This is a genomic window from Brevibacillus sp. RS1.1 (genome assembly GCF_013284365.1).
Lineage (GTDB): Bacteria > Bacillota > Bacilli > Brevibacillales > Brevibacillaceae > Brevibacillus > Brevibacillus brevis_D.
Genome location: NZ_JABSVA010000001.1, coordinates 1,064,556 through 1,086,628 on the forward strand (window position 1 = coordinate 1,064,556; position 22,073 = coordinate 1,086,628).

Annotated in this window: 23 protein-coding genes and 1 pseudogene; 5 read left to right on the forward strand and 19 right to left on the reverse strand. The window is 38.3% G+C overall.

Features of this window, described 5'->3' with window-relative positions; genetic code table 11:
• Nucleotides 1–55 precede the first annotated feature (55 nt).
• Nucleotides 56–904 (reverse strand): 4'-phosphopantetheinyl transferase family protein, encoded by an 849-nt coding sequence (locus HP570_RS04705; protein WP_173625024.1) that lies wholly within the window; start codon nt 902–904, stop codon nt 56–58.
• 286 nt (nt 905–1,190) lie between these two features.
• Between HP570_RS04705 and loaP the strand changes: the two genes are divergently transcribed.
• From loaP to HP570_RS04725, 4 genes are all read left to right on the forward strand, one after another.
• Nucleotides 1,191–1,724: an antiterminator LoaP gene (loaP, locus tag HP570_RS04710; protein WP_173605523.1), complete on the forward strand. Its 534-nt coding sequence runs from the start codon at nt 1,191–1,193 to the stop codon at nt 1,722–1,724.
• Between the two features lie 169 nt (nt 1,725–1,893).
• Nucleotides 1,894–2,724, forward strand: a complete 831-nt coding sequence (locus HP570_RS04715) for a lipase family protein (RefSeq protein WP_173625025.1) — start codon at nt 1,894–1,896, stop codon at nt 2,722–2,724.
• Between the two features lie 38 nt (nt 2,725–2,762).
• Nucleotides 2,763–3,581, forward strand: a complete 819-nt coding sequence (locus tag HP570_RS04720; RefSeq protein ID WP_173625026.1) for a lipase family protein — start codon at nt 2,763–2,765, stop codon at nt 3,579–3,581.
• A 160-nt stretch (nt 3,582–3,741) separates the two neighbouring features.
• Nucleotides 3,742–4,155, forward strand: coding sequence for a hypothetical protein (locus HP570_RS04725; protein WP_173625027.1), 414 nt, complete (start codon nt 3,742–3,744; stop codon nt 4,153–4,155).
• Nucleotides 4,156–4,408: 253 nt separating this feature from the next.
• Here the strand turns inward: HP570_RS04725 and HP570_RS04730 are convergent, their stop codons facing one another.
• The 16 genes and pseudogenes from HP570_RS04730 to HP570_RS04805 all read right to left on the reverse strand — a co-directional run bounded on the left by HP570_RS04730 (nt 4,409) and on the right by HP570_RS04805 (nt 17,110).
• The gene (locus HP570_RS04730; RefSeq protein WP_173625028.1) at nt 4,409–4,543 is read right to left on the reverse strand and encodes a cyclic lactone autoinducer peptide; all 135 of its coding nucleotides are present in this window, start codon (nt 4,541–4,543) and stop codon (nt 4,409–4,411) included.
• The gene (locus tag HP570_RS04735; protein ID WP_015892251.1) at nt 4,533–5,069 is read right to left on the reverse strand and encodes an accessory gene regulator ArgB-like protein; all 537 of its coding nucleotides are present in this window, start codon (nt 5,067–5,069) and stop codon (nt 4,533–4,535) included. The genes HP570_RS04730 and HP570_RS04735 overlap by 11 nt, the downstream gene beginning before the upstream one ends.
• Nucleotides 5,062–5,718 (reverse strand): hypothetical protein, encoded by a 657-nt coding sequence (locus HP570_RS04740; protein WP_041749537.1) that lies wholly within the window; start codon nt 5,716–5,718, stop codon nt 5,062–5,064. The genes HP570_RS04735 and HP570_RS04740 overlap by 8 nt, the downstream gene beginning before the upstream one ends.
• A 422-nt stretch (nt 5,719–6,140) precedes the next feature.
• Entirely contained in the window at nt 6,141–6,653 is a 513-nt protein-coding gene (locus HP570_RS04745; RefSeq protein WP_173625029.1) for a DNA polymerase III, read from the reverse strand.
• Between the two features lie 578 nt (nt 6,654–7,231).
• Nucleotides 7,232–7,492, reverse strand: a complete 261-nt coding sequence (locus HP570_RS04750; RefSeq protein ID WP_173625030.1) for a hypothetical protein — start codon at nt 7,490–7,492, stop codon at nt 7,232–7,234.
• A gap of 869 nt (nt 7,493–8,361) precedes the next feature.
• Nucleotides 8,362–8,781 (reverse strand): annotated as a pseudogene (locus HP570_RS04755) (DUF4280 domain-containing protein); the annotation flags it as partial.
• A 556-nt stretch (nt 8,782–9,337) separates the two neighbouring features.
• Nucleotides 9,338–9,673 (reverse strand): hypothetical protein, encoded by a 336-nt coding sequence (locus HP570_RS04760; protein WP_173625031.1) that lies wholly within the window; start codon nt 9,671–9,673, stop codon nt 9,338–9,340.
• Nucleotides 9,674–9,961: 288 nt separating this feature from the next.
• Nucleotides 9,962–10,459 (reverse strand): YfbM family protein, encoded by a 498-nt coding sequence (locus HP570_RS04765; protein ID WP_173625032.1) that lies wholly within the window; start codon nt 10,457–10,459, stop codon nt 9,962–9,964.
• 1,097 nt (nt 10,460–11,556) lie between these two features.
• Entirely contained in the window at nt 11,557–12,033 is a 477-nt protein-coding gene (locus HP570_RS04770; RefSeq protein ID WP_173625033.1) for a hypothetical protein, read from the reverse strand.
• Nucleotides 12,034–12,787: 754 nt separating this feature from the next.
• Nucleotides 12,788–13,192, reverse strand: a complete 405-nt coding sequence (locus HP570_RS04775) for an ankyrin repeat domain-containing protein (protein ID WP_173625034.1) — start codon at nt 13,190–13,192, stop codon at nt 12,788–12,790.
• Between the two features lie 95 nt (nt 13,193–13,287).
• A complete protein-coding gene (locus tag HP570_RS29470; RefSeq protein ID WP_254495016.1) occupies nt 13,288–13,614 on the reverse strand; it encodes a hypothetical protein in 327 nt (108 codons plus the stop codon).
• A 276-nt stretch (nt 13,615–13,890) separates the two neighbouring features.
• Complete coding sequence (locus HP570_RS04785) at nt 13,891–14,184, reverse strand: hypothetical protein (protein WP_173625035.1); 294 nt, start codon at nt 14,182–14,184, stop codon at nt 13,891–13,893.
• A 45-nt stretch (nt 14,185–14,229) separates the two neighbouring features.
• Entirely contained in the window at nt 14,230–14,532 is a 303-nt protein-coding gene (locus HP570_RS04790) for a hypothetical protein (protein WP_041749539.1), read from the reverse strand.
• A 42-nt stretch (nt 14,533–14,574) separates the two neighbouring features.
• A complete protein-coding gene (locus HP570_RS04795; protein WP_173625036.1) occupies nt 14,575–14,997 on the reverse strand; it encodes an HD domain-containing protein in 423 nt (140 codons plus the stop codon).
• Between the two features lie 1,221 nt (nt 14,998–16,218).
• Nucleotides 16,219–16,761: a hypothetical protein gene (locus HP570_RS04800; protein WP_173625037.1), complete on the reverse strand. Its 543-nt coding sequence runs from the start codon at nt 16,759–16,761 to the stop codon at nt 16,219–16,221.
• A gap of 103 nt (nt 16,762–16,864) precedes the next feature.
• Nucleotides 16,865–17,110 (reverse strand): hypothetical protein, encoded by a 246-nt coding sequence (locus HP570_RS04805; protein ID WP_173625038.1) that lies wholly within the window; start codon nt 17,108–17,110, stop codon nt 16,865–16,867.
• An 848-nt stretch (nt 17,111–17,958) separates the two neighbouring features.
• Between HP570_RS04805 and HP570_RS30020 the strand changes: the two genes are divergently transcribed.
• Nucleotides 17,959–18,141, forward strand: coding sequence for a tyrosine-type recombinase/integrase (locus HP570_RS30020; protein ID WP_375138851.1), 183 nt, complete (start codon nt 17,959–17,961; stop codon nt 18,139–18,141).
• A 198-nt stretch (nt 18,142–18,339) separates the two neighbouring features.
• On the opposite strand, the gene HP570_RS04815 is transcribed toward HP570_RS30020, so the two are convergent.
• A complete protein-coding gene (locus tag HP570_RS04815; protein WP_256436201.1) occupies nt 18,340–19,482 on the reverse strand; it encodes a PepSY-associated TM helix domain-containing protein in 1,143 nt (380 codons plus the stop codon).
• A 1,367-nt stretch (nt 19,483–20,849) separates the two neighbouring features.
• Nucleotides 20,850–21,893: a hypothetical protein gene (locus HP570_RS04820; RefSeq protein ID WP_173625039.1), complete on the reverse strand. Its 1,044-nt coding sequence runs from the start codon at nt 21,891–21,893 to the stop codon at nt 20,850–20,852.
• Nucleotides 21,894–22,073: the final 180 nt, after the last annotated feature.

Below are 22,073 nucleotides of genomic sequence, written 5' to 3' on the forward strand. Positions count from 1 at the left end.
TTTTTATAAAGAAAACTCCCCATAGCCTGGTCAACTGACCGCTTATGGGGAATTTTTATCCGTGATTTGTTATGGATTGTTCTATCTCCTGAAGTAGATTCTTTACTTCAGCAGCACTCCACTCTGTTTTTTTCGGATAGGTGATCGAACACACATAGTCTCCTAGGATGTAGGAGGCAGTACGGTATTGAGGAAAGTTTTCAAATAGACTATACACAACCCCATCCCTTATCTCCACTTGGCTTATTTCATAGATATGAAAAGAAGTTGTTAAGCCAGTCTTCAAAACTTTGGCTAACGCTTCCTTGACTGTCCAGAAAAGAGTGAGCGTCGTTTCATAGGAATAAGGCAAGCAGGACAACAAGCTACTCTCCTTCACAGTCATTTGCGTCTCCAGAACTTTATTTCTATCAACGCTAATTCTCTCCACATCAATCCCCATCGGTAGCTCCTCCGAAAAAGCAATAGCGGCTGCAAGATCATCACAGTGAGTGATACTCACTTGGAGATTGGCTGGATTCGGTAGGTTTACGACAGGATGATGAAAAATGCCCTGTTCAATCCATATTCGATCTAAACTCTCTTCCCCATTCAAAAACGAAATGGCTCTTTTGGCGACATATCTCCCTGTCAGGTAGCTTTTTACTCTCCGCTCATACTCCAGATGAAAATAGTACTCGAATTCTCTTGGGTGCAGGAATTTTACTATTTTTAAAAAATCTACGGGAACTGAAAAGTAGCCCATGCACAAACTAGCACGAAACTCTCTATCTGTCCCTTTGATAACGAATTCATTCGTAAAGGTCTGTGGAAATACATGCAATCCAATCTCCGCCTTCTCTCGTTCTACGACTATGCCAAAGGGCAGAGCTTCCCCGGTTCGTGGGTAAATAGTTCTACACACTACCGTTTCTCCGTATGACCTCCCTCGTTCCTTTAACGTGCCGAAACAGCGATTAAATTCCCTGAGAGATTTTACTTTCGATAAGAAGCTGATCTAGCTAACTCTTTCTGTTTATACAGAATCTTTCAACAACCGCATTTATTGCATAACGCGAAGGAATTGGATATATTTAGTATAATACCACATTTTTTGTTAATTCATCTACTCAATCATTCCCATTTTTTTGGAAAGCAATTAGTTCTCCAGATACTTACGAATCCACTTCATAATGAAAGGATTGCTCACCTTGAAATGGTATGCCATCTTTGTAGAATCCGGTAAAGAGGAAGTCGTTCAAAAGTACCTCAGACTCTATTTTAATGAGCAGTCTTTAAAATCCATTGTGCCGAAGAGATTGGTGCCTGAGAAAAAGTCAGGCATGGTGTATAACGTCCTAAAGAATTTTTTTCCTGGATATGTACTTATTCAGACTGAAATGACTAACGAAATGTTCCATAAAATCAAAAAAATCCCTAGAAGCTTGCGTTTGGTCAATAACGGTAGTTACTATTCGCAAGACGAGGGGGCTTATTATTCGAGCATTGAAGAAAAAGAAATCACCCCAATACTCCAACTCATGGGGAACGGTGAGGTTGTCGATTATTCAAAAGTATATCTGGAAAATTCAAAGGTGATCGTAGAATCTGGTCCTCTCAAAGGACTGGAAGGCATTATCAAAAAAGTAGACAAGCACAAAAACAGGGCTAAAATATTTTTAACCTTCATGGGAGTAGAGAAAACAATTGATGTGGGAATTGAAATTCTCTCAAAGCCTTTGTAATTGGGGAGCGTCGCGTACGCGCCCCTTTTTATTTTCTTCATACAAGCACGCATTCCGTCGTAAAAACATAGGCTCATGGTAAGTAACATTTAAATAGGATTGACCTGTTTTCATTTGGGAGGGACAAAGTGTTTGTTCCTTATTCTTGTTTGGAAAGGAATTTGTCTACATGGTTTTCTCGGACGAAGACAACATGTTTACTAGTCAGGCTGCCATTTTCCTTGCAGCCATGAGCTATCAGACTTATCTACTATTTTTTGAAGGCGAGCTTATCCTACCCAAAGGTTTTCAACTCCGATACACGATTCGAGCTTCTGCTGACGTAGAGAATCCAACTGAACATATGTATGGCTTTGTAGCAGAATCAAAGGATCAAATCATCATTGCCTTCAGAGGGTACGCAGCCTATCCGGCTGACCTTTTAGCAGCCTATGACATCCTACAAATTACCTATCCTTTTGTTACAGATGCAGGGAAAACCTCACGTGGATTTACTTGCCTGTATCAGTCAACACGCGATCGATTACTCAGAAAAATAAATCAGTTTTCCGAATCAAAAAAGCTGATTATCACTGGACACAACTACGGTGGCGCTCTGGCTGTGCTGGCAGCTTTAGATATAGCGGTAAACACGCCGTTTAGACACCCAATCGTTTATACCTATGGCAGTCCGCGTATTGGTGACCCCCACTTCGCTTCACGGTTCAATAAAGTCGTTTTAAATAGCCTGCGGATTGTCAATGTTCACGACCCTTTTCCTACCTTCCCCGACCAAAAATATCCACCTCCTTTTACCCAGGAAGGTATTTATTATCAACATGTAAAAAACAAGTTTCCGATCTCGTTTCAACTGAATAATACGCCTCGCAACGATAGTATCGCCTGCTATTTTCATAGCCTCATTCAGCTTGACCCTGATTACGCCCAAACACTCTGTGTGGAAAATCCGGGGTTTTGTCCCGATACCGATACTTGTATTCCATTTCAAGGCAAATGCTAGCTTTTACAGCCTTGAAACCGAGAAAGGGAGACACATGAATGATCGATCGTATTTATAACAGTGAAGATGCGATTTTACTTGCGGGCATGATCCATCAGGCCTATCAGCTTTTTGAAACAGATTCACTTGTCTTGCCACAAGGGTATCGTCAGCGCTTTGCGATTCGAGCATTGGCTGGTGTCGAGACGCCGGAGCCCGAGGTATTTGGTTTTGTAGCCGAGTCACCGGACAGTATCGTTGTTGCTCTTCGGGGAACACGCACGTTTAACGACAATGAGTCAGATCAGGATTTGTATCAAGTCCCCTATCATTTTGTCAGAAAGGCAGGAAAGACCCACCGTGGGTTTACTTGCATTTACCAATCCGCGCGAGATGAATTGATTCGGGAGTTGAGCAAGCTCTCTAGATCGAAAAGACTATTTGTTGCGGGGCACAGTTTAGGGGGAGGTTTGGCCGCACTTGCCGGCTTGGATATTGCCGTAAATACGAAGTTTACGCGACCTTTTGTGTATACGTATGGGAGCCCTCGTGTCGGAGATCCTGTCTTTGCTTCGCGGTTTAATGAGACAGTAAAGAACAGTGTTCGGATCGTGAATGTTCATGATATTATTCCGACTTTGCCCTCCAAGGTGTACCCTCCTCCGTTTACGAAAAAAGGGTTGTACTACCAGCATGTCGATCGGAAGCATTTGTTGGATTTTCAGTTGAATAGCTTAGCTGTAAGGAATCATGAAATTGTTTGTTATTTTAAGTTTCTGGCGCAGGAGGACCCTGGATTTACGGAGAGGTTGTGCTTGGAGAATGAGGGGTTTTGTCCAGATACGGGGATGTGTGTGCCATTTTTAGGGGGATGTTGATTCCATTGAATCACTCTCTTTTTTTATGTCCTGCTTATCACGCCGTGAGAGTAATCTTTGAAAAACTTATTGATAATCATTTTCATCGAGACTATAATGGTTATAATTTCCAAATATTTACTTTCGCTCTTGAATGAGCAAAAAAGGAGGCATTACGATTATGAAAAAAGTCATTTTAGCAGGGGCATTAGGGATTGCAGTACTTTCGGGTGTATCTTTGCCAGGAGTGGAAGTCTCAAAAGCTAGCGCAGCAACAACGGCTTTAGACATGCAAGAGGTTACGAAATACTATTCTCTGAGTTCATACGAAGTGACGCAAAAAGAATCTTTTCCGCTGAAAAAGGGAGAAGAACTTACGATTTTTGTAAACAATTCAGGATTCCCGATCTCTTATACCGTCTTTGATGCGGATAACAAAGTGATTGGTACATACCAAGCGAATTCACCTTACGGCCGCGTCTTTCAAGCAGAAAAAGACGGCAATATTTCTGTACAATTTCAAGCTGGAGCGAATTCTTCCTATATGAAAAAAATGAATTTTACAGCTAAATTCGCTATTTCCAAGCTTCATTAAGCGTTAAGAAAAAGGGGCTGTCTCAAAAGTCGATTTTCCGACTAAACGACAGTCCCCTTTGATTCAAAAAAATAAGAAAACCCCTTGTCTACCAAGGGGTTGAGATAATTGGTAACGCTCTGAAAGAAGCAGTCTATAAGTTCTATACCATCTCTTACTAAAGTTAGGATTCACAAAAACTCAGTGAGGCAACCAGTTTTCCCCCTTCGATATGAAGATCGAGTGAGAAATGGTCTGTGTCGTTCATTACTTCTTATTTCTTTAGTTCTTCTGGAATTTCAGGTTTTCCCACGAAACCGAAGGATGCTGTAGATACTGCCAGTACTGCAACAAATGAAGCAATTACTGAAACATGTTTCGCTACGAACATCATCGCTTTATTTTTCATCTTTTCCACCTCCTTTCAGTGGAATTAGCGTCAGTGCTTGCACAAAAAAGGTCTTAACCAGTGTCTCGCTTTCTATGAAAAATAATAAACTGACGATGAGAATTGAGATGATCTTGAGGAGCAAAGTCTGATTCTGTTTGAATAGTCGTGATTGCATTTCCATATCTTGCGGAGCAAAAAGTGCTACTAGAACTACTGTGATGATAATAATCGGGGTGATAAAATCAGTAGGGAGGGTAATGAGAGGGATGAATACCGCTCCCGAAATACTTGTTATGGTGCAGTAGACAGACGATGAATAGTGAAATCCTCCTGAAAATTGGCGTAGTACTAAAAATCCGGCCAATGTGAGTAATGTTCCTTGAAATGTCCCTATGATGAGGGAAAGGGTAAGGCTAATCGTAATGATGAGCAGCATGTTGATGATAAGGATTAGCCCAAATTTCATGGTAGGAACTGACTTCGTTTCATGTGGATTGATCGACTTTAGTTGTATGGCTATTCTTTCAGCAAGAGTTTCAATCATATTCCCCATCCCTTTTTATAGCCAACCATGCCAGTATTGTGATTCCGATTGCCATCCCAAAGAAAATCCACACCAAGGAACCAATTCCATATGTACTTGCTAATTTAAACAAGACCGTTATCAATACACCTGTTACAATGATTAGTGATAAAATCACCATGTTGACTCTGTGGTAAAGAGAGAAAGGCGCTCCGTCTCTGACGAATGTAAATTGCAGTCTACATTTCCGAAGCCCGTAGCATAATGCAAAGGTGAGTACTGCGGAGATTGTCTGGAATATGAACCCGGTGTTGATGGTTCGATCCCCTAACGATTCAATTGTCTCTAAGGTTCCTATGACAGTCAGGAAAAACACTTCCACCATCTGAATCCCCAAGTAGATTCCTGATGTTATCATTGTCATTAAGGCAGCCTGTCCCCAATTCACGTTCCATACCAGGATTAATGCCCCAAAGATTATGACGACTTGGGCTATGGTTGCATAGTCTCCATATGGCGTAAATTGGCGTAGCCCAAACGAGAAAAGCATTAATACCAAACTCACAAAAAGAATCCGGTTGATATGCACCAAAAAACCAAATCGAAATAGCGTAGTCATAAGAGCAAATATTGCGAGGTATTCTAATGTTGAAAATAGGACAAACAGCATGGAACTTTTTCACCTCAATTACTTATATGAGGGTTATATTCTACTAGAAACGACAGATTCCTTCTTTAATTTACCAGATTTGACATTTTAGTGCGTTCGAGTGTCATTGAGCATAGAAGTATGAGTTTTGAAGGAAAGACGTGCTTGAGGTACAAATTATCAAGATGATAACATTGGCGTTTTACGACCTTAGGGACAGCATAATCCCCTCGAAATCTGAACAGAACGTATAAACCTGCTCCTAAAGCTCCTCTAACTCCTTCCAATATTAGTGAACCCAAAACAAAAACCGCCCGGTTCTTTACCCGAGCGGCTTATTCATCGTGCGTAGCCTTTTTATAGAGCGTCAACCTTCAAATCATAATTAAGTGCTCTTCATGAATTCGGCACTGGGTAGCCCTACCAAGCCAAATACGCACAGTTTACGATTTTTCATCACACACTCGAATAATCTCTTTAGGTATTGATTCAAACACTAATATCTCTGGTTTTGGATAAGGTCTTTTTAGCAAGTATTCTTGAAGTGTCATCATGCTATCCCAATACAACTTAATCCAATGCTCAATGCTTTCTCCTGTGTCAAAGTTCAAGGCTTCTTCATCAAAATCCTTGAAATCATCGTAGAACGCTTGATCATAGATAGAAATAGATATCTCACTATCAAATACGAGAATTTTATCCGTAAACACAGGAAAACAAAACGACTTAAAGAAGCGATTAGATATATCAACACCTATAGCTTCTTTAAAATTAACCCAATCCGGGATACCAAAAGGTCTCAAACTTTCAGTCTTTTCATTTTTTACTCTACCACCGTTACTATAACGATTATTAGACTTTGTAAAGTATTGTATTCCTTCTTGCATGACTTGTTCTTCCGAAACAAAATGTGCGTGATTTTCAGGTAAATAAGCATGATACAACAATAAACTCACTTTCTCTCACCCACTCATTCTTTATTTCTTACTTGGTAATCCGGTTTGGGTTCGTTGGCCCGTTTGAAAATGACTTATTCAGAATTAGTCATTGTTTCTTGCCTTAATTTCTCTACATCAACATCTTTCCCATATTGTGACCTATTAGGGGTACAGGGTCTACTTGGGTCATGCAGGTGCTTTTCAGAATGTGGATTGACAAAATCTTTAGGATTGCTTCCCCGACCGGTTTTTGTAGGAACAGGGGCTTTACCCGGCTGGTTCTTGTCCAAAACCAGCAGCAGACGTCCCTCTGTTAGCTTGGAACACCCTGACTTACGACAGAATTTTTTCCGCTATGTTCTTCACTTACCCTTTCAACAAAAGAGCCACCCGGTACTTTACCCGAGCGGCTTATTCATCGTGCGTAGCCTTAGTATAGAGCGTTTATCGATACACTTTCAAAAAACGTTTACGTCAGATGTGTCAACCTGTTAGATAACCTCAACAATTTTACTACTTGTCTGGGGAATTGACACCGCACTAGGTATCCTTCTCGAGACAAAAGCCCCATTATTAGCAAACATGACAATCAATTCTTAATCGTAGCTTACCAATCTTTTTCCTATTAAATCTTCGGGATTATAGTCTCCAGGCTCTAATTGAAGAGTTATGGATTCTAGAGGACTAATGTATTCCCGCCCATTAACCAATGCAACTCCTTTTACATTATAAGACTTTGAATTATCGGTCTCATCATGAAGAACTTTAGCCTTTAGATCACCATTGGGCTTTCCTTCGATAGCAACTATATTGGCAACTTTGATAAAGAAAGCTGTTTTGACCTCAATTGAAAACATATTCACCCTCCTCAATTCCCTAGTTCATCAAATTGTTGTCTCAAATCTCTTAATCTATTAATTGTATCTCTTGTTTCAATATTCGGAATGCCGTATGCCTTTCTGTATTTTATTAGTTTTTCAGCAGCTTCAATTTCCACGGTCAGTACTGTTCTTGGCGTTTGGTCGGGGATTTTCCCTGCTCTATATTGCGCAGTATGAATAAACTCTTCGAATACAGCAGAAGTCGTTGGATTCTGCCTTAATTGTATTGTCTTCTCATTCCAAGTGACAGCCTCTGCCCCACGGTAATCTAAATATCTTATTGCTTCTTCTGATTGGTCAATTACTCCTCCTTGTTTTTCAAATGCCTTTTTCATCCTATCAAATTTAGCTGGATCCATAGAACTAGTGGAATCCCCGCTGCTTCTTGTAAGACCTACACCTGTCCTCTTCTTTCCTTTTCTTGCCGTGTCCACTAAATTTTTTACGTTTTTACTTCTCCCCAGCGTAAGTACACCCAAGGCAAGCCCACCGATTGCAATTCCATCCGCGAGATCTACTTTATCATCCCGCAACGTATCTAAGTCTTCTTGTATTGGCTCGATAAAGCCTTCATTTACAAACGCACTAACACCCTTAGGCCAATCCTCTGCCGCCTTACGTAATCCTTTTGGCAAATCATTAGCAGCTTTCTCCAAAGCCCCTGGCAGTTCGCTTGCCGCTTTTTGCATCGCGGCTGGAACGTCTCCTAGCATCGAGATTCCTTTGACGAAACTATCCCACATGCCGGGCTTTTCCTGCGGCTTTTCGCAGGTTGGTCCTTGCCCAAAACCAGCAGCAGACTGCCCGCTATTTGTTGACGACTGATTTCCTATCGTCACACCACCCAAATCCTGCCCATCATCTTCAATCTTGATCTGCCCACAATAGAAACACATATTTGTTGATTTATTATGCAATGCTGGATGACCACCGACCATTTTGTCCGCTTTCCCATCTATCCATGGCATTGTTGTCAGAGGTATGCACGGCATTGGCGTAAGTACACCGTTGTTAGCTGCCGTGGCTGAAGCGACTGTGGGATTTTGTAAGCTGCTGCACTTTCCAAAGGGCATGATATTTACATTTGGAACAAAATCCATGATGTTCATTTGCGGCTTTCCTTTTACAAAAACACCATGGCTGAATGGCATTTTCAGCCGACTCTGTTTACTTCCGCTGCTGCAAGATAAAATAGCTCCCACAACCACGTAGCTCTTGCGTTCCGCACTTGATTGTTGGATGTTGATACCTTCAATATTGGGCATTCAGTCTCCTCCTCTCTGTAAAGGATTCAATACAGATGGAAGACTCATGGTGATCGATATGCTAGATATCCAATCTATATGTAAAAAGGAAATAATACCCACGTTCTGGGGTATCGGATGTATAGTGAATACGAGTAATAGGTATAAAGTTACAAATACACCTTTATGTACAAAAAACCACCTTATTTGGTTTTGAGTCTGCCCTGCTCGATATACCTGCAACATCGATTTAAATAAACGAATATGGCCATGTGGTGCCAAAAATGCAAAAAGAAGCTTCCGACAACTTCGAGAGAAAGCTGAATGCTTTTGTTGAATCAAGGTGAAAAAGAATCAAGCGGCAACCTCTTGGGGTTTATGTAATCAGGGAGGATGGTTGAGGGCATAAAAAAACCTTGTTTCTCAAAGGTTTAACAAATGTTTTTATAAGTGGATCTCGAAAACATCCCGGTTCCTTTCGTCTCAAGCAACAAAATAAAAAATAGACCGTGATCGGCCTATTTTGTCTTCACCAGACAAAAGCTTTCGGTTAAAGCTTTTGATGGACGCACTCTGCTTATTTGACAATTACTTTGATGGTTTTGAGATAAACTCCGTACTGGTCATATTGATACAGATAATCCGTTGCCTGAGACAATCCTGCCACCAATTTATACTCAAAGGTGCCTTTATCATAATCGAGCCAGACATACTTTCCCTCCTTTAATGCATACGAGTAGCCCGGGTACGTTTCCAAGTAAATCACTTGGGCTATGCCGATTTCGATGAGCTCGATCTCCTGCTGTTCTACCATAGCTTCACCACTCTTTTCCTGTGCCAAGCTAACTCCCTGCGAGCTAAATAGTACAGAAGTTATGAGAGCTGCATGTAATACAGTTGTGAATCGTTTCATTAACTAATACCTCCTGTGGGATTTATTGTAAATTGAGTAAAATTATAATCCATACTTTATATGTTTTCAATTCTGACTATTCGGTAGGCCTTTCTGAAAATGCAAAAATACCGCCCGTAGACGGCTGGTGATTAACTTTCTATGCTATAACCATACACCATTAAAAGCGTCTCATTACACCGATCTACGTTTTCGGGATGACTCGAATGATTTTACAAGGCATTAACAAGAAACATGAGTGAAACAATAGCTTTTCTGGAGCCCTGCACCGATGAAAGAGAAGCGGTTTTAATAAATGCTGATCAATATGTCATGCCCCTGGGCAAGGCTTTGTTCATAAAAATAAGTTAACCGGTTGAGTTCCGTTATAAGTTCTGCGAAACGTTCCTCAGCTTCATCGTCCACCCAAATATCCGGACAAATCTGTTTCGCTCTAAAATCGGCTGGCTTGTATTGTTGCTGCAAGACGGCCCTATCCACAAAATGAAGAGCTTCTAAAATGCGAGGAAGCTCATCAGAGCCAATGACGCTTACGAATTCTTCAGTATCCAGGACGTGGACTCCGACAATAGCCTCGCTTAATGGGTTGTCCTCAATAGGCTGTGAGGCAGAGGTCCCTGTTGGCAGATAATGCAATCCGCCCCATAATTTATCTATCTCATACACGGGACAGCGTTGTTTTTCCATAAGCTCCTCGATCTTCCCAACGATATGGGAATTGCCTAACTGGGCAACCTCATCCGCTAAAGCATCATTTAATGATAAGTAACAGGCCATTATTCCCATCGTGTATTTTCTCCTTTATTTTCTATCATTTTATTCATATACGGATACGGCAAACTTCTTCCATGTTGTAGCAGTTGGTTCGCCCCATGCCTATATTCACGGATGTAATCCTCCAATTTCGCGATTTCCTAGTCGATCATAATATTCTCAACATCGTAATTTGATCCCATTGATCGTCGCGTATTTCGTATCGTCTTCTCACAAGAGAGGATTACCATGTTTTAGGTGAATTTGATAGTTTTTAAGGTGTACATACGGTAGAACAAGCTGGAACCATTTCCGCGGTAATTGCTTCCGGTTTTCGTTGAACCTGTAACATTTATCTGCCGACTATCGTTTGCAAAAATATTATGTATGGATTGATTTCAATTAGGCAGCTGGTACGACGACCATACAAACAGTACCATGTATATCCTCTAATGATCATCTCTATACTGAGCACCATTCCCACTCCTTTCTCTCAAATAAAAATGCCACTCTAAATACGAGTGACATTTCTCTACTATATTTCTTTATTATTTTCATTAAAGATTTCCTTTAGGCTTCGCGTTCTATTGAAGGAAAAAGTTTGACTGTCCTCGGATTAGCGGGCAGTTGGTTGTTAAACCTTGATACATAAGGCCGGGTAGGTGCTTTCAATCTGTAAGCATCCTCCAATGCCATTATACGCTCTTCTTCGTATCGCATCTCGGCCATACTCTCGAGCAGATATTCATAATATTCTTCAGCGGTCATTTCAAACCTAGAGCCTCTAATCTTTTCCTCCAAGTCTTCAATGTGTGCTTGGAGAAACTGAACAGATTCTTCGTAGCATGCTTTTAATTGTTCGTGTCAAGGTCTCCAATTCGGCATCATCCGAAGTAATTCCACAGTGCATATAAACACATGTTCGATATGACCACTTTAAAATTCTCCATTGATGTGCCGGACAAGCCTTCTCATGAATTGTCATCTGATAGTTAGTATTTAGTCACTGGAGCAGAGTTCGCTTTTATCGAAAAAAGACAATCTAAAAAAAGAGGTCGCCCTCAAATAGAAAATCTACTTTTTGGGGTAGCCTCTTTCTCATTTTTTCTTGTTCAATTGTCAATAAGAATCTACCAAACTACATTAAACTTACCGCTTTGACTGTAATTCATATTGTACACTGAAATATAATGATACCCATAACATTCAAATTCTACGGTGCTATCGTTAAATGCACTAACGGATCTATAAGCTACATGAGTACCGGGGTCATTTACATCAAATAACTCCACAATAATCCAGTTTGTGTTATCTTTTGGTCCGTCATTTGTTCCCGGAAAAACCTCTATCTTTAATTTGCCGGGAGAGTAAATGTGATCAGAGTTACCAAAGTTATATGTTTTATAGCTCATAGGAGCAATAACTGACTTTTCCTTTTTTGTTGCGAAGTCTTTGACGCTTTGATATTGCCCATTGCTCTCAATAGTATTCTTTTGAACTTGAGACACACTTTTTTCCGTTAAATTGTCTGCTTGTGCCAGTGCAGGAGTAACTGTACTTGTTGCCAACATTATTACGGGTAAAAATAGTGCTACAAACTTTTTCATTTTATTGCCCCCTCTTTACTTGAGAATTTTAGGAATACCCATATTATAGGTTAAATGGATAAATATTACAACTCGTCTGAATTTGTATATGAATTCCTCGAATAACTGGATCACTTATATTCCAAGGTTGTTCATTACTTATGATCTCGTTTTTCAAATAGCCAACTCTCTTCTGCTCCCTCAGTCTAATCCGCTCTTCTTCCTTCTCCTGTGGGTAAATATAATACTTCCCATCACAGGACTCCATTTTCCATCCGCATATGACTTAGCGTTCTCATACCAATACAGTAGCTTCTTATCAATCATTCCTTTAACAATCTTATTTGCTGTTCTATATCACAATCAAGTTTGCTACCCCACTTCTTTTTGTTTCTAGTAAAACGGATAAGTATATTCACCAAATTTATCTTTGAGATTGTATCTCCTTACAACAAACATTGCATACAATTCAAAAGGGTCATTCGTCCACACAATAATCTCAATTGGAAAGGATTCACTTGATAAAGCTTAACGCTGGCAAGTGTTATCAAAAAATGTAGTTGATCTAGTTGATAGACCAAAAGCTGTTAAAGAAGAAATGCAAGTGCGGGACAACGAACAGTCATTAACGTTTCTAGAAGTACGCAAAAACCGCTAGACTCTACGTTGCCTTTTTTGTTGGCTCTTACAACTGGAGCGTCAGATATGTCTACCGTTCGTCCTTTAACCTTCAAGCTTGCTTTCACATAGAAAAAGCACCCAAATGGGTGCCTGTTTATTCTTTAGCCCCATTACGTTGGAGCAGCTCAATCAGTTTTTTATCCTTTATTTCCATTGCGGTTTTGAGTGGTGATTGTTCGTAGTTATCTTTCTTGTTCGGGTCAGCCTTATTAAGAAGTAAGTAATCTACGACTTCATATTGTTTTTCAATAACAGCACCTAAGAGGGCAGTCCTTCCGTCACTATTAGTTACATTGGGATCGATATTTTTCTCAATGTGGAACTTCACTTTGTTCAGATCGCCGCTTCTTGCAGACTTAATAAACTCCTGAGGATTAAAAGACTCATCATAAACGCTGTTAAAATTAGGTTCATCTTTAGCGGTACCACCAGTTAACTGATAGAAAAAAATCCCAAAGATAAACAGAAATACACTTAAGAATATATAGCGTTTTTTCATGAACTGGCATCTCGATGCTATTTTATCATAATAATCTTCGACAAGTTATTTAGAAAACCTGTTACATTGTAACAACAGGTTTCCGAATCAAACAATTATTTATACCAATTTCCATCGTACACTTTTCTGTAGTCAGAGGATTGCACTTTACTTTCAGCCAAAATCAAGAATGGCTTTGCTTGTTTAAATGCATCATCTTGATCATCCATATAGGAATAGTATCTGCCATCCATTACGTTCGAATCATCAACAACACTCTTAAAATTGCTATACGAAGAGATCTTGTTTCTTTTCATTTTTGGTAAACGATTTAAGGTATCAGCAAATGCGGGTGCCAAGGCTTCTACTCCAACAAAGCCTAAATCGATATAATGATTTAATCTTTCATCATAATAGTCAAGTGCATCCTTACGAAGGAGCAATCCCCATTCATGATTTGTATTGATCTAGCAATTCCGTGAGTTCGTTTAATTGCCCATTCTGCATTATTTGTCTGTTCAATCCCATCGATTATCATATCTCTAATACCATCGCTTTCTATCACGTCTTCGCCAAAATTCTTAGTTATCCATGTTTCAAAATGCCGTGTTGTTCTCATGCTTTTTCGTTGTATTTGGCTACTTTCCTAATTGCATCTTGAATTGATTTTGGAATCTTTGACATCGGTAAGCTACTCCTTATAAATCCCTGATTTCATTTTATTCTTTTAACACGCTAATCAATGGATCGATTAATAGGCGAAATTCGTTTATTGAAATTCCAAAACCATATCGCTTTAAAATATCGCTTAATTCATTGTCAAATATTTCTGTCTTGATCAAAGCCAAATCTCTCAGAAGTTCATCTACCACTTCTTGATCTTCCATTGATCGATAAAAGCTACTGTATTTTTCAAGTATACCTTGCGTTGGCTTCTCATTATTATTGCAGTAATACATTGCCATAAAGTGCTCAAAAGTAATAATCTCTTCTTTATCCAATTCTTTATCCATCTCTTTCACTCTTTCCCGTTCAAATTAAGATTTCATATGACTTCTTTAATACCACATATGTTCTAATAGAAGTATAGTGTATTTAATTAAGGTAAAATCATCATTTACTTCAAGCAGTCCTTTCCAAATCGGAGCATTGTGCTTATGTTCTATCGAGTTCTTATATAATTTCGCTAAAAATTGCCTTATTCCATTAGCAACTTCTGGTTCTCGATCTGACATTAACGTAGACCGGAGAAAATCCTTAGTCAAAATTAATACTTTCTCATCCTGACCACCATCATAATTTTGTTCAACAACTTCAAAATAAATCGATAGTTCTGTCCAGTCTATGCCTTCAAACTGCATTACAGCCTCCCAAAACACTTTTAATCATTTCCCGCTCGCGTTCTATATTGAAAGCAGTTCTTTAATGGCTCTCTTATAGCGTAGCAGTCGCTCATGGTCTTTCTCAGTTGGATCTGGAATCCTTGACAAATCACTATTGTCCTCTAAGTCACCCAACTTCACTAACCTTGCGATTGGATTTTGCTTTGTTCTTCCGACGAATTCCATATATGTTTCGTCTTCATTTCTAGTCAAAGCAATAACTGCCGCAATGATTTCCTCAGAGAACCCTTCATTTCGAAGCTCTCCCACTGTAACATCTGTATCCTCAAGCACATCGTGTAAAACAGCTGATATCATAGTTTCTACAGTCGACATCTTTAACATGATTCGCAAAGGGTGGAGTATATATGGGTTGCCACCCTTATCGACTTGTCCAGCATGAGCTTGTGTTGCAATCACAATTGCTTTTTCTAATGTACTCATTTGCATTCCCCTTCCTCATGAATTCCCCAATTTAAAAGGAATCATCTCAAATATCCTTACTTGGTTCAGTAAGCAATAGTCCAAGAAATCCACTTTCTCAGCAATCGAGTAAACCGTTGGACTGTCTAGCTCAACATACTTATCAGGAATATCAAAATATTTTACTAATACTTTCTGATTCAAACAGATCATCCCCAAAAAATTTTCAAATAAAAACGATATTTCATTATACAAAGTCCCTATGATATATACCTTCTTCAAGACATTTCGTGCAAACTCATCTTGCTTGAATTCCCTTATTACAATTGGACATTTTTCTACATTTAATTTGCAACCATGCCTCGCACAACAACAAGCTTTATGGTCAACTGGTGCTACCTTTTCTATTATGACCGCCACTTTTATTTAAATTGCTGTTTTATGGTGTTTTATAAATCCATATACCATGAGGATTTGTCATCGTATCAATTATGAAAAAAGCTAATAGTAGGAATAAAGAGAGTTGCATGAAACTCGTCCATAAGATCATCATGCCACGTCCTTTATCTTTTGCACGATGTAATGTAACGAAAGTAACTACTGCCAAAATGATCGACATGATAGGAAGTATCACTGTAATTATGAAAACATCCGTTCCTGTTAGTATCAGATAAGCGAGCATCATTAAAGCATAGTAGTTTATAATGGAAACTATTGAAACAATAGTCCTTGAAGCAAGCATAGAAAATACCCTACTCATTTTCCCCTCCAAAACATAATCAAGCTACCTTTTCATTGCAAAATCAATTACCGCATCAAGATCCTTGTCTTCAACAATCCATTTCTCACCTTCTTGAATGTAAAACACATCAACAAGAGTCCAATGTCTGATCGTGTATCCATTTACATGTTTGATAAAAGTGTGCATTGCGTCACCTTTTTCTTATCAAATCTTGTTTTCATTTATTATTTTTAATGCGCTGCAATTCTTCTTGCTGACGAATCAATTCAGTCCATATTTTCTTTGAATCCCTATCAGATATATTTCGTTCATCAATAAATGCCTCGTGTCTTAATCTCCAATACTTCATTCTGATTTCTCTAAAGTTGAAGATTTTGAATACGATTTATTTCCTCTTGGTTTAAAATTTCTTTAAACTGATCTTCATAGTTTAAATAATCCATTTTTACAACAAGCCCCCTAATTAAATTACCGTTTTATTCAATTCTTTACTGCCCCTCTTAGTCACCTTTGAAGATAAACCAACTTTCAAACCTTTTCACCACATCATTGGCTAACTCAAGGTCAAACTCTAAAAATCTATTGAAGAGAGGCACTCTTGCAAATTCCATTAAGTCCGATTCAACCATTTCTAGCTTTGCAATAAACTCCACATAATCAAAATCAATATAGTACAGTTCATTCTTGTATACATCTTCTTCATTAGAATCATCGGACCAAACACGCACTATATTATCAGCGAATTCCATTCTTGGTGTTGGATTATGACCCATCCAAGGGCTTTTCCTGTTAATAACACTATCTAGCACATCTCTCCAAGCTTCTAGACCAGAACAACAACTCGGAGGAATTATCCTATCATTACTTTCGAAATAGATTCCTCCTCCAATTACTACATCTGATTCATCAAATAATCGCTTTAACACTTCATGAGGTGTCCCCTTAATGTCTATATTGTTGTATCCCAAAAGCATCGCAATAAACAAATCAACCTCATCACTAGTAGTTTGACCTGTTAACTTGACATATTCAGTATAAGCCACATCTGTATTCAACCAATCAGGTATCTGATAATAGGGCTCTTTTATAACTGCAACAACTAAAGGGTAATCGATGCAACACTCCCCCTAATTAAAATCTTTGATTTTATAGCGAATGACGCTGAGAACTGAGATGTTCAATACATTTGCCCATGACTTCATTTGCTTCTCTTGCATCTCTAAACTTTTTAAAGTGATTTCTATCATGTTCAATTAAGCCATCACTAAATACTTTGAATTTTGCAGTGTCCACTAGCATCACTACTCCTTCGTCATCTGCGATGTACTTTAAGGATACTTCCTTATAATCGGGGAACAAATTGACCTCCATTACTTCAAAGCGATAGTTCATAAATGACGCCTTTTTTACTTTTGGAATTTCTTACAATAAATACACAATCTCCATTTATAGTGACATCTTTTTCCTTTGATAGACTTAAAGAATTGTTTATGCTTTTGACAAGCTTCGGTTTGTAGGTTGAACATTTATTATTGCCACTAGTACCATCACAGTTTAATTCTGAACAGAATATCTTTATAACCCACCTTCTTTAATAAAATCGAATTTATAGTCATATGTAAATTATACCAAATATTATACATGGCATGAGCATCTCTATACTTGAATGAACAAAGATTGTTGGAAAGACAGTAAATTCCGGCATTAGGTGATCTAGAGATTTCAAAGATTACTTCTCAACGTGTTGAGAAATTCATGCTTGAATTAAGTAAGAACAATTACGCTGGTTCCACTATGCAAAAAATATACACCATCATTAAGGATTCACTTAATAAAGCTGAACGCTGGCAAATGGTATCAAAAAATGTAGTTGATCTAGTTGATAGACCAAAAGCTGTTAATGAAGAAATGCAAGTGCGGGACATCGAACAGTCATTAACATTTCCGAAGTAAGCAAAAACCGCTAGACTCTAAGTTGCCTTTTTTGTTGGCTCTTACAACTGGAATGAATCAAGGGGAAATTTTGGGGTTAATATGGAAGGATGTTGACCTAGAAAAAGGGATTCTTTATGTGAAGCAAACATTATCTCACGATGGGCAGAAAATTCTCCCCATTACCTAAACCGGCAGCAGGCAGAAGATCTATAACAATTCCAGCTGAAGTATTTAACGATTAAACACTAGGCACGCCACAATCACCCAGAAATTTGAATAGAACCTATTAGCGCCTACTTAAAACAGTGGATGTTCCCAAAATTCGATTTCACTACTTACGTCATACCCATGCAACACTTCTACTTGTACAAGGTGTAAATCCCAAAGTAGCAAGCGGACGACTGGGTCATGCCACCATTAAAATTACACTTGATACTTACACGTATGTTTTACCGAGTTTGCAAAAAGATGTTGCGGAAGAGCTTTGAAGGAGTTTTTTCAAGTCAACAGTTAATGAATAGTATTTGCCACCCAAATCGTAGAATATGGAGGTTAGTGACTGTGGCTAATCAAAGCAAGAAATAAGAAAAACCCTTGATTACCAAGGGTTTAAGCATTCGTTATATGGTGATCCGGACTGGATTCGAACCAGCGACCCCCACGGATTTCACATCGTCGCCATGTGTTTATACTACTGCTGTGTCGATTTTCTGTTTCCGTTTGTTCTTGTTCTTTTTCTTATACCACCACATATAGACTCCAGTGAACATTAGTATAGATGGAGTAAGACCACCGATAGCATACAAAATTTTAGTAAATAATCCACCAAAACTACCTGTATGTAATGGAAGGTGCCATGTTTGATACATAAGCCCACTATTAACATGTGGATCTAACTTGCCCACTACTTTTCCGCTATACTGATCTATCCACACTTTTACATTTCCATTGCCTGGATCAAATGAATTGCTGATACGAAATTCCACTGCGCCTTCTGGGTTTCCTCTTTCCACCTTTTTGGGCATTCTAACTTGCATAAGTGTTCCCTGAGGTACTTCTTTTTCAGCTCTACTGAACAATTCATCAAGTGGAAGCTTACCACTGGGAAGAGCTTTTGAGATAAGCTGCTCTTCTGGAGGCATCACCTTTGCTTCTGCACCGAACCAACCAAAAATCATGTCATCATACGCGAAAAGTGCTCCTGTTAACGAAACAACCAATAAAAACGGAATGGAAACTCCACCAATGACTTTATGTAGATCATATTGCCGTACATAAGGGTTGGCATTACGTCTTAAAATAAACCCACGTGCCCATTTTTTTATCCCTGGCCACCATAAATATAATCCTGATAATGTAATGAAAAAGAAAATAAATCCAATCATACCGATGATTTTCTCACCATTGAAATCTTTTAACAGCAACTTTTCATGAAACTCCGTTATTAGCTTGAATAATCCTTTATCCCCTAATGTTCCATTTATGTATCCTGTTCCTGGATCTACAAATATGTTTAGTTGTTCCTTTCCTTCTTTAAGGCGGAATAAATAAACTCCTCGAGCGTTAGGTTCATTTGGAGTGTATACACGATCAATTTGACCTTTCGGATGTGCTTCTGATACACCCTGCAAGGCTTGCTGATACGTAACTTTTTCACCTTCCGTTACTTTATACAAATTAGGATGCAGCATGCTGTTTATTTCAGGTTCAAACACAAGCAAACTTCCCGTTAAGCCAATGAGTACTATAAAAACCCCTGCTAGCATACTAAGCCATAAATGAATTTTTGAGATGATTCTACGTGTTGTAATATAAATTCCTTCTTTCAAAAAGTAGTATGAAATTATGAACGTAATAAATAATAAAAAGAATGATTATCATTGTCAATTGAAATATTTATAACTATTAAAAATATGCCATTATATTCATCGTTATTTACATTTAATAGTTATAAATATTTAAATAACTAAATATTAAAATAGAAAATTAGTAAATTAGTATCAGTATGTGTATTTCGTTAGGTTTGATATGCTTAGTCACAAAACCGTCCCTTTCGCTCCCACGTTTCGAAAACGTCCATCTTATCTGGATCTGACTTATGCCACTCAATGTAGTCTTCTTTTGAAAGCACTTCTAGTATTGTCATGATGCCACCTCTATCACGACTTGTCTTGATATATTCTATTCAAGAAACTTTGCAACAATCTGATCAATTGTAGTTTCAACAAGCCTTCTCACTTCAATATAGATGTGGGGAATTTCAATATTCAAAATATATCTCCCAACCTCAGGTACAGTCATTTCTATACTCAAATACCCTCGTGAGTTAAAAAACATCAGAGTGAGAAATTCACGCTCAAACTCTTTAAACATTAAGCTGAACGCTGGCAAATGGTATCAAATAATGTAGTTGATCTAGTTGATAGACCCAAAGCTGTTAAAGAAGAAATGCAAGTGTGGGACAACGGACAGTCTTTAATGTTTCTGAAGCAAGCAAAAACCGATAGACTCTATGTTGCGCTGTTCTTGGCTCTTACAACTGGAATAAGGCAAGGGGAGTTTTGGGGTTAAGATGGAAGGATGTTGACCTAGAAAAGGGATTCTTTATGTGAAGCAGACATTATCTCACGATTGGCAAAAGATCTATAACAATTGCACCTGAAGTAATTGACGATTTAAAGAAACACAGATCGATGATTGCAAACGTAAAAAGTGCTTGTGGGCAAGGAAGGAGTTTTTTCAAGTCAACAGTTAATGAATAGTATTAACCACCGATATCGTAGAATCTGCAGGTTAGTGACTGTGGCTAATCAAAGCAAGCAATAAGAAAAACCCTTGATTACCAAGGGTTTCAGCATTCGTTATATGGTGATCCGGACTGGGTTCGAACCAGCGACCCCCACCATGTCAATTTGATCTGACACAATATTATAGGCTAATCTGCCTGCACAAACCGCGTTCTAATGCGGTTCTTCGCGAATCTAGTTAACTTGAATTTACATGATTTACTTTAGTGCGTTGTCAAAATGGTTGTCAAATACTTGCTGTATTTCTTATCAGCTGATGTATGTAAATAAACACTACTAAACTCTTCCAATTCAAAAGAGCATCTGCACATAAAGTGCAGATTACTCGATAGCAAATCGTTATACAAAGTGCAAATTATACTGACCTTTCAATTATTAGTGGGAACTCATCACAATTCCGCGTTCTTATCCTCTTTAGAACCATTTAATACTAACCTTCTGTATAGGAAACCGTGTTTTAACATTGAAAGGTCTTTATTGTAATGAAATGCTATATCATCATTGTCAAATAAAGTCGGGTCCAGTGGATTCTCAGCGTAAGGATTTAAATAAATTGAAATACCATCTAGCAAAGATTCCCTATATTTTGTCTGAGGTAACATATCTATAATTCCTTGCTGCCCATTATCGTTATATCGATAAGTCTCAAAAAATATGTTCTTATGTCTGCGTAACGACAAAGCCCTCGCTTTCCCCGTTGTCGCGATGGGACTAAAAATAACTGCACTTATATGTTTATGTTCATCGTCATTAAATAGGCCAATTTTTATCGATGATCCTGAACTCTGTTTAACGATACTATCATCATATTTAATTTGAGGACGTGAATTTACATATTTAGCCTCAGTTATTCCTAGTAATACTTTTTGAATAGCAGCAACGCCTTGCATAAAGAACAACGGCTGTTCAAATCCGCCAATGGCCAAGACGAAGGGCTTCCCTTTTACATGATCTAAATTGGAGTACTTATCAAGATATTTTTTTGACTTACTAATAAAACTATTACTTATTCTTTCTGTTGCTAATGAAACAACTTCCTTCATTAATTTTTCTCTACCTTGAGCTGTTTGTCTTTTTTCTTGAAATTCTCTCATAGCCCGTTCTCTGTCAAACTCTGGTGTCCCGTTTTGCGGATTACTTGTTGTAACTGCTTCTACTATTAGTGATTGTTCTTTTGTTTGAATTACAAAGTCTGGTGTGTTATGAGAAAAATCCACTGTAAATCCTAGATTTCGTAAGCACGCAAATAAATATAATTCCCAGAAAGATGAATTGAAAGTTGTTTGAAATTCTTTGATGAATTTATTGTCTCTATCCTCAAATCCTATTAACCAGCTATTTATTACGTCTTTTAGATCCTTATCATTCATAATCATCTTAAAATTATGATGAAAATTTTGAGAATCTACGACTGGAGTAAAGAGGTCTAGCATTTTCATATCCCCCGATCATTTTGGTAATCATGGATTATAGTTCCTTGATGTCTACTTCTATGTTTTTCATATATGAGAATTCCTATAAATTTATTAATAAATATAAAAGCTTAAAGAGAAATGCTGCCAAGACAGACTCAAAAAGGCAACTCGATTAACCATGCAGGATGAAAATGCCGG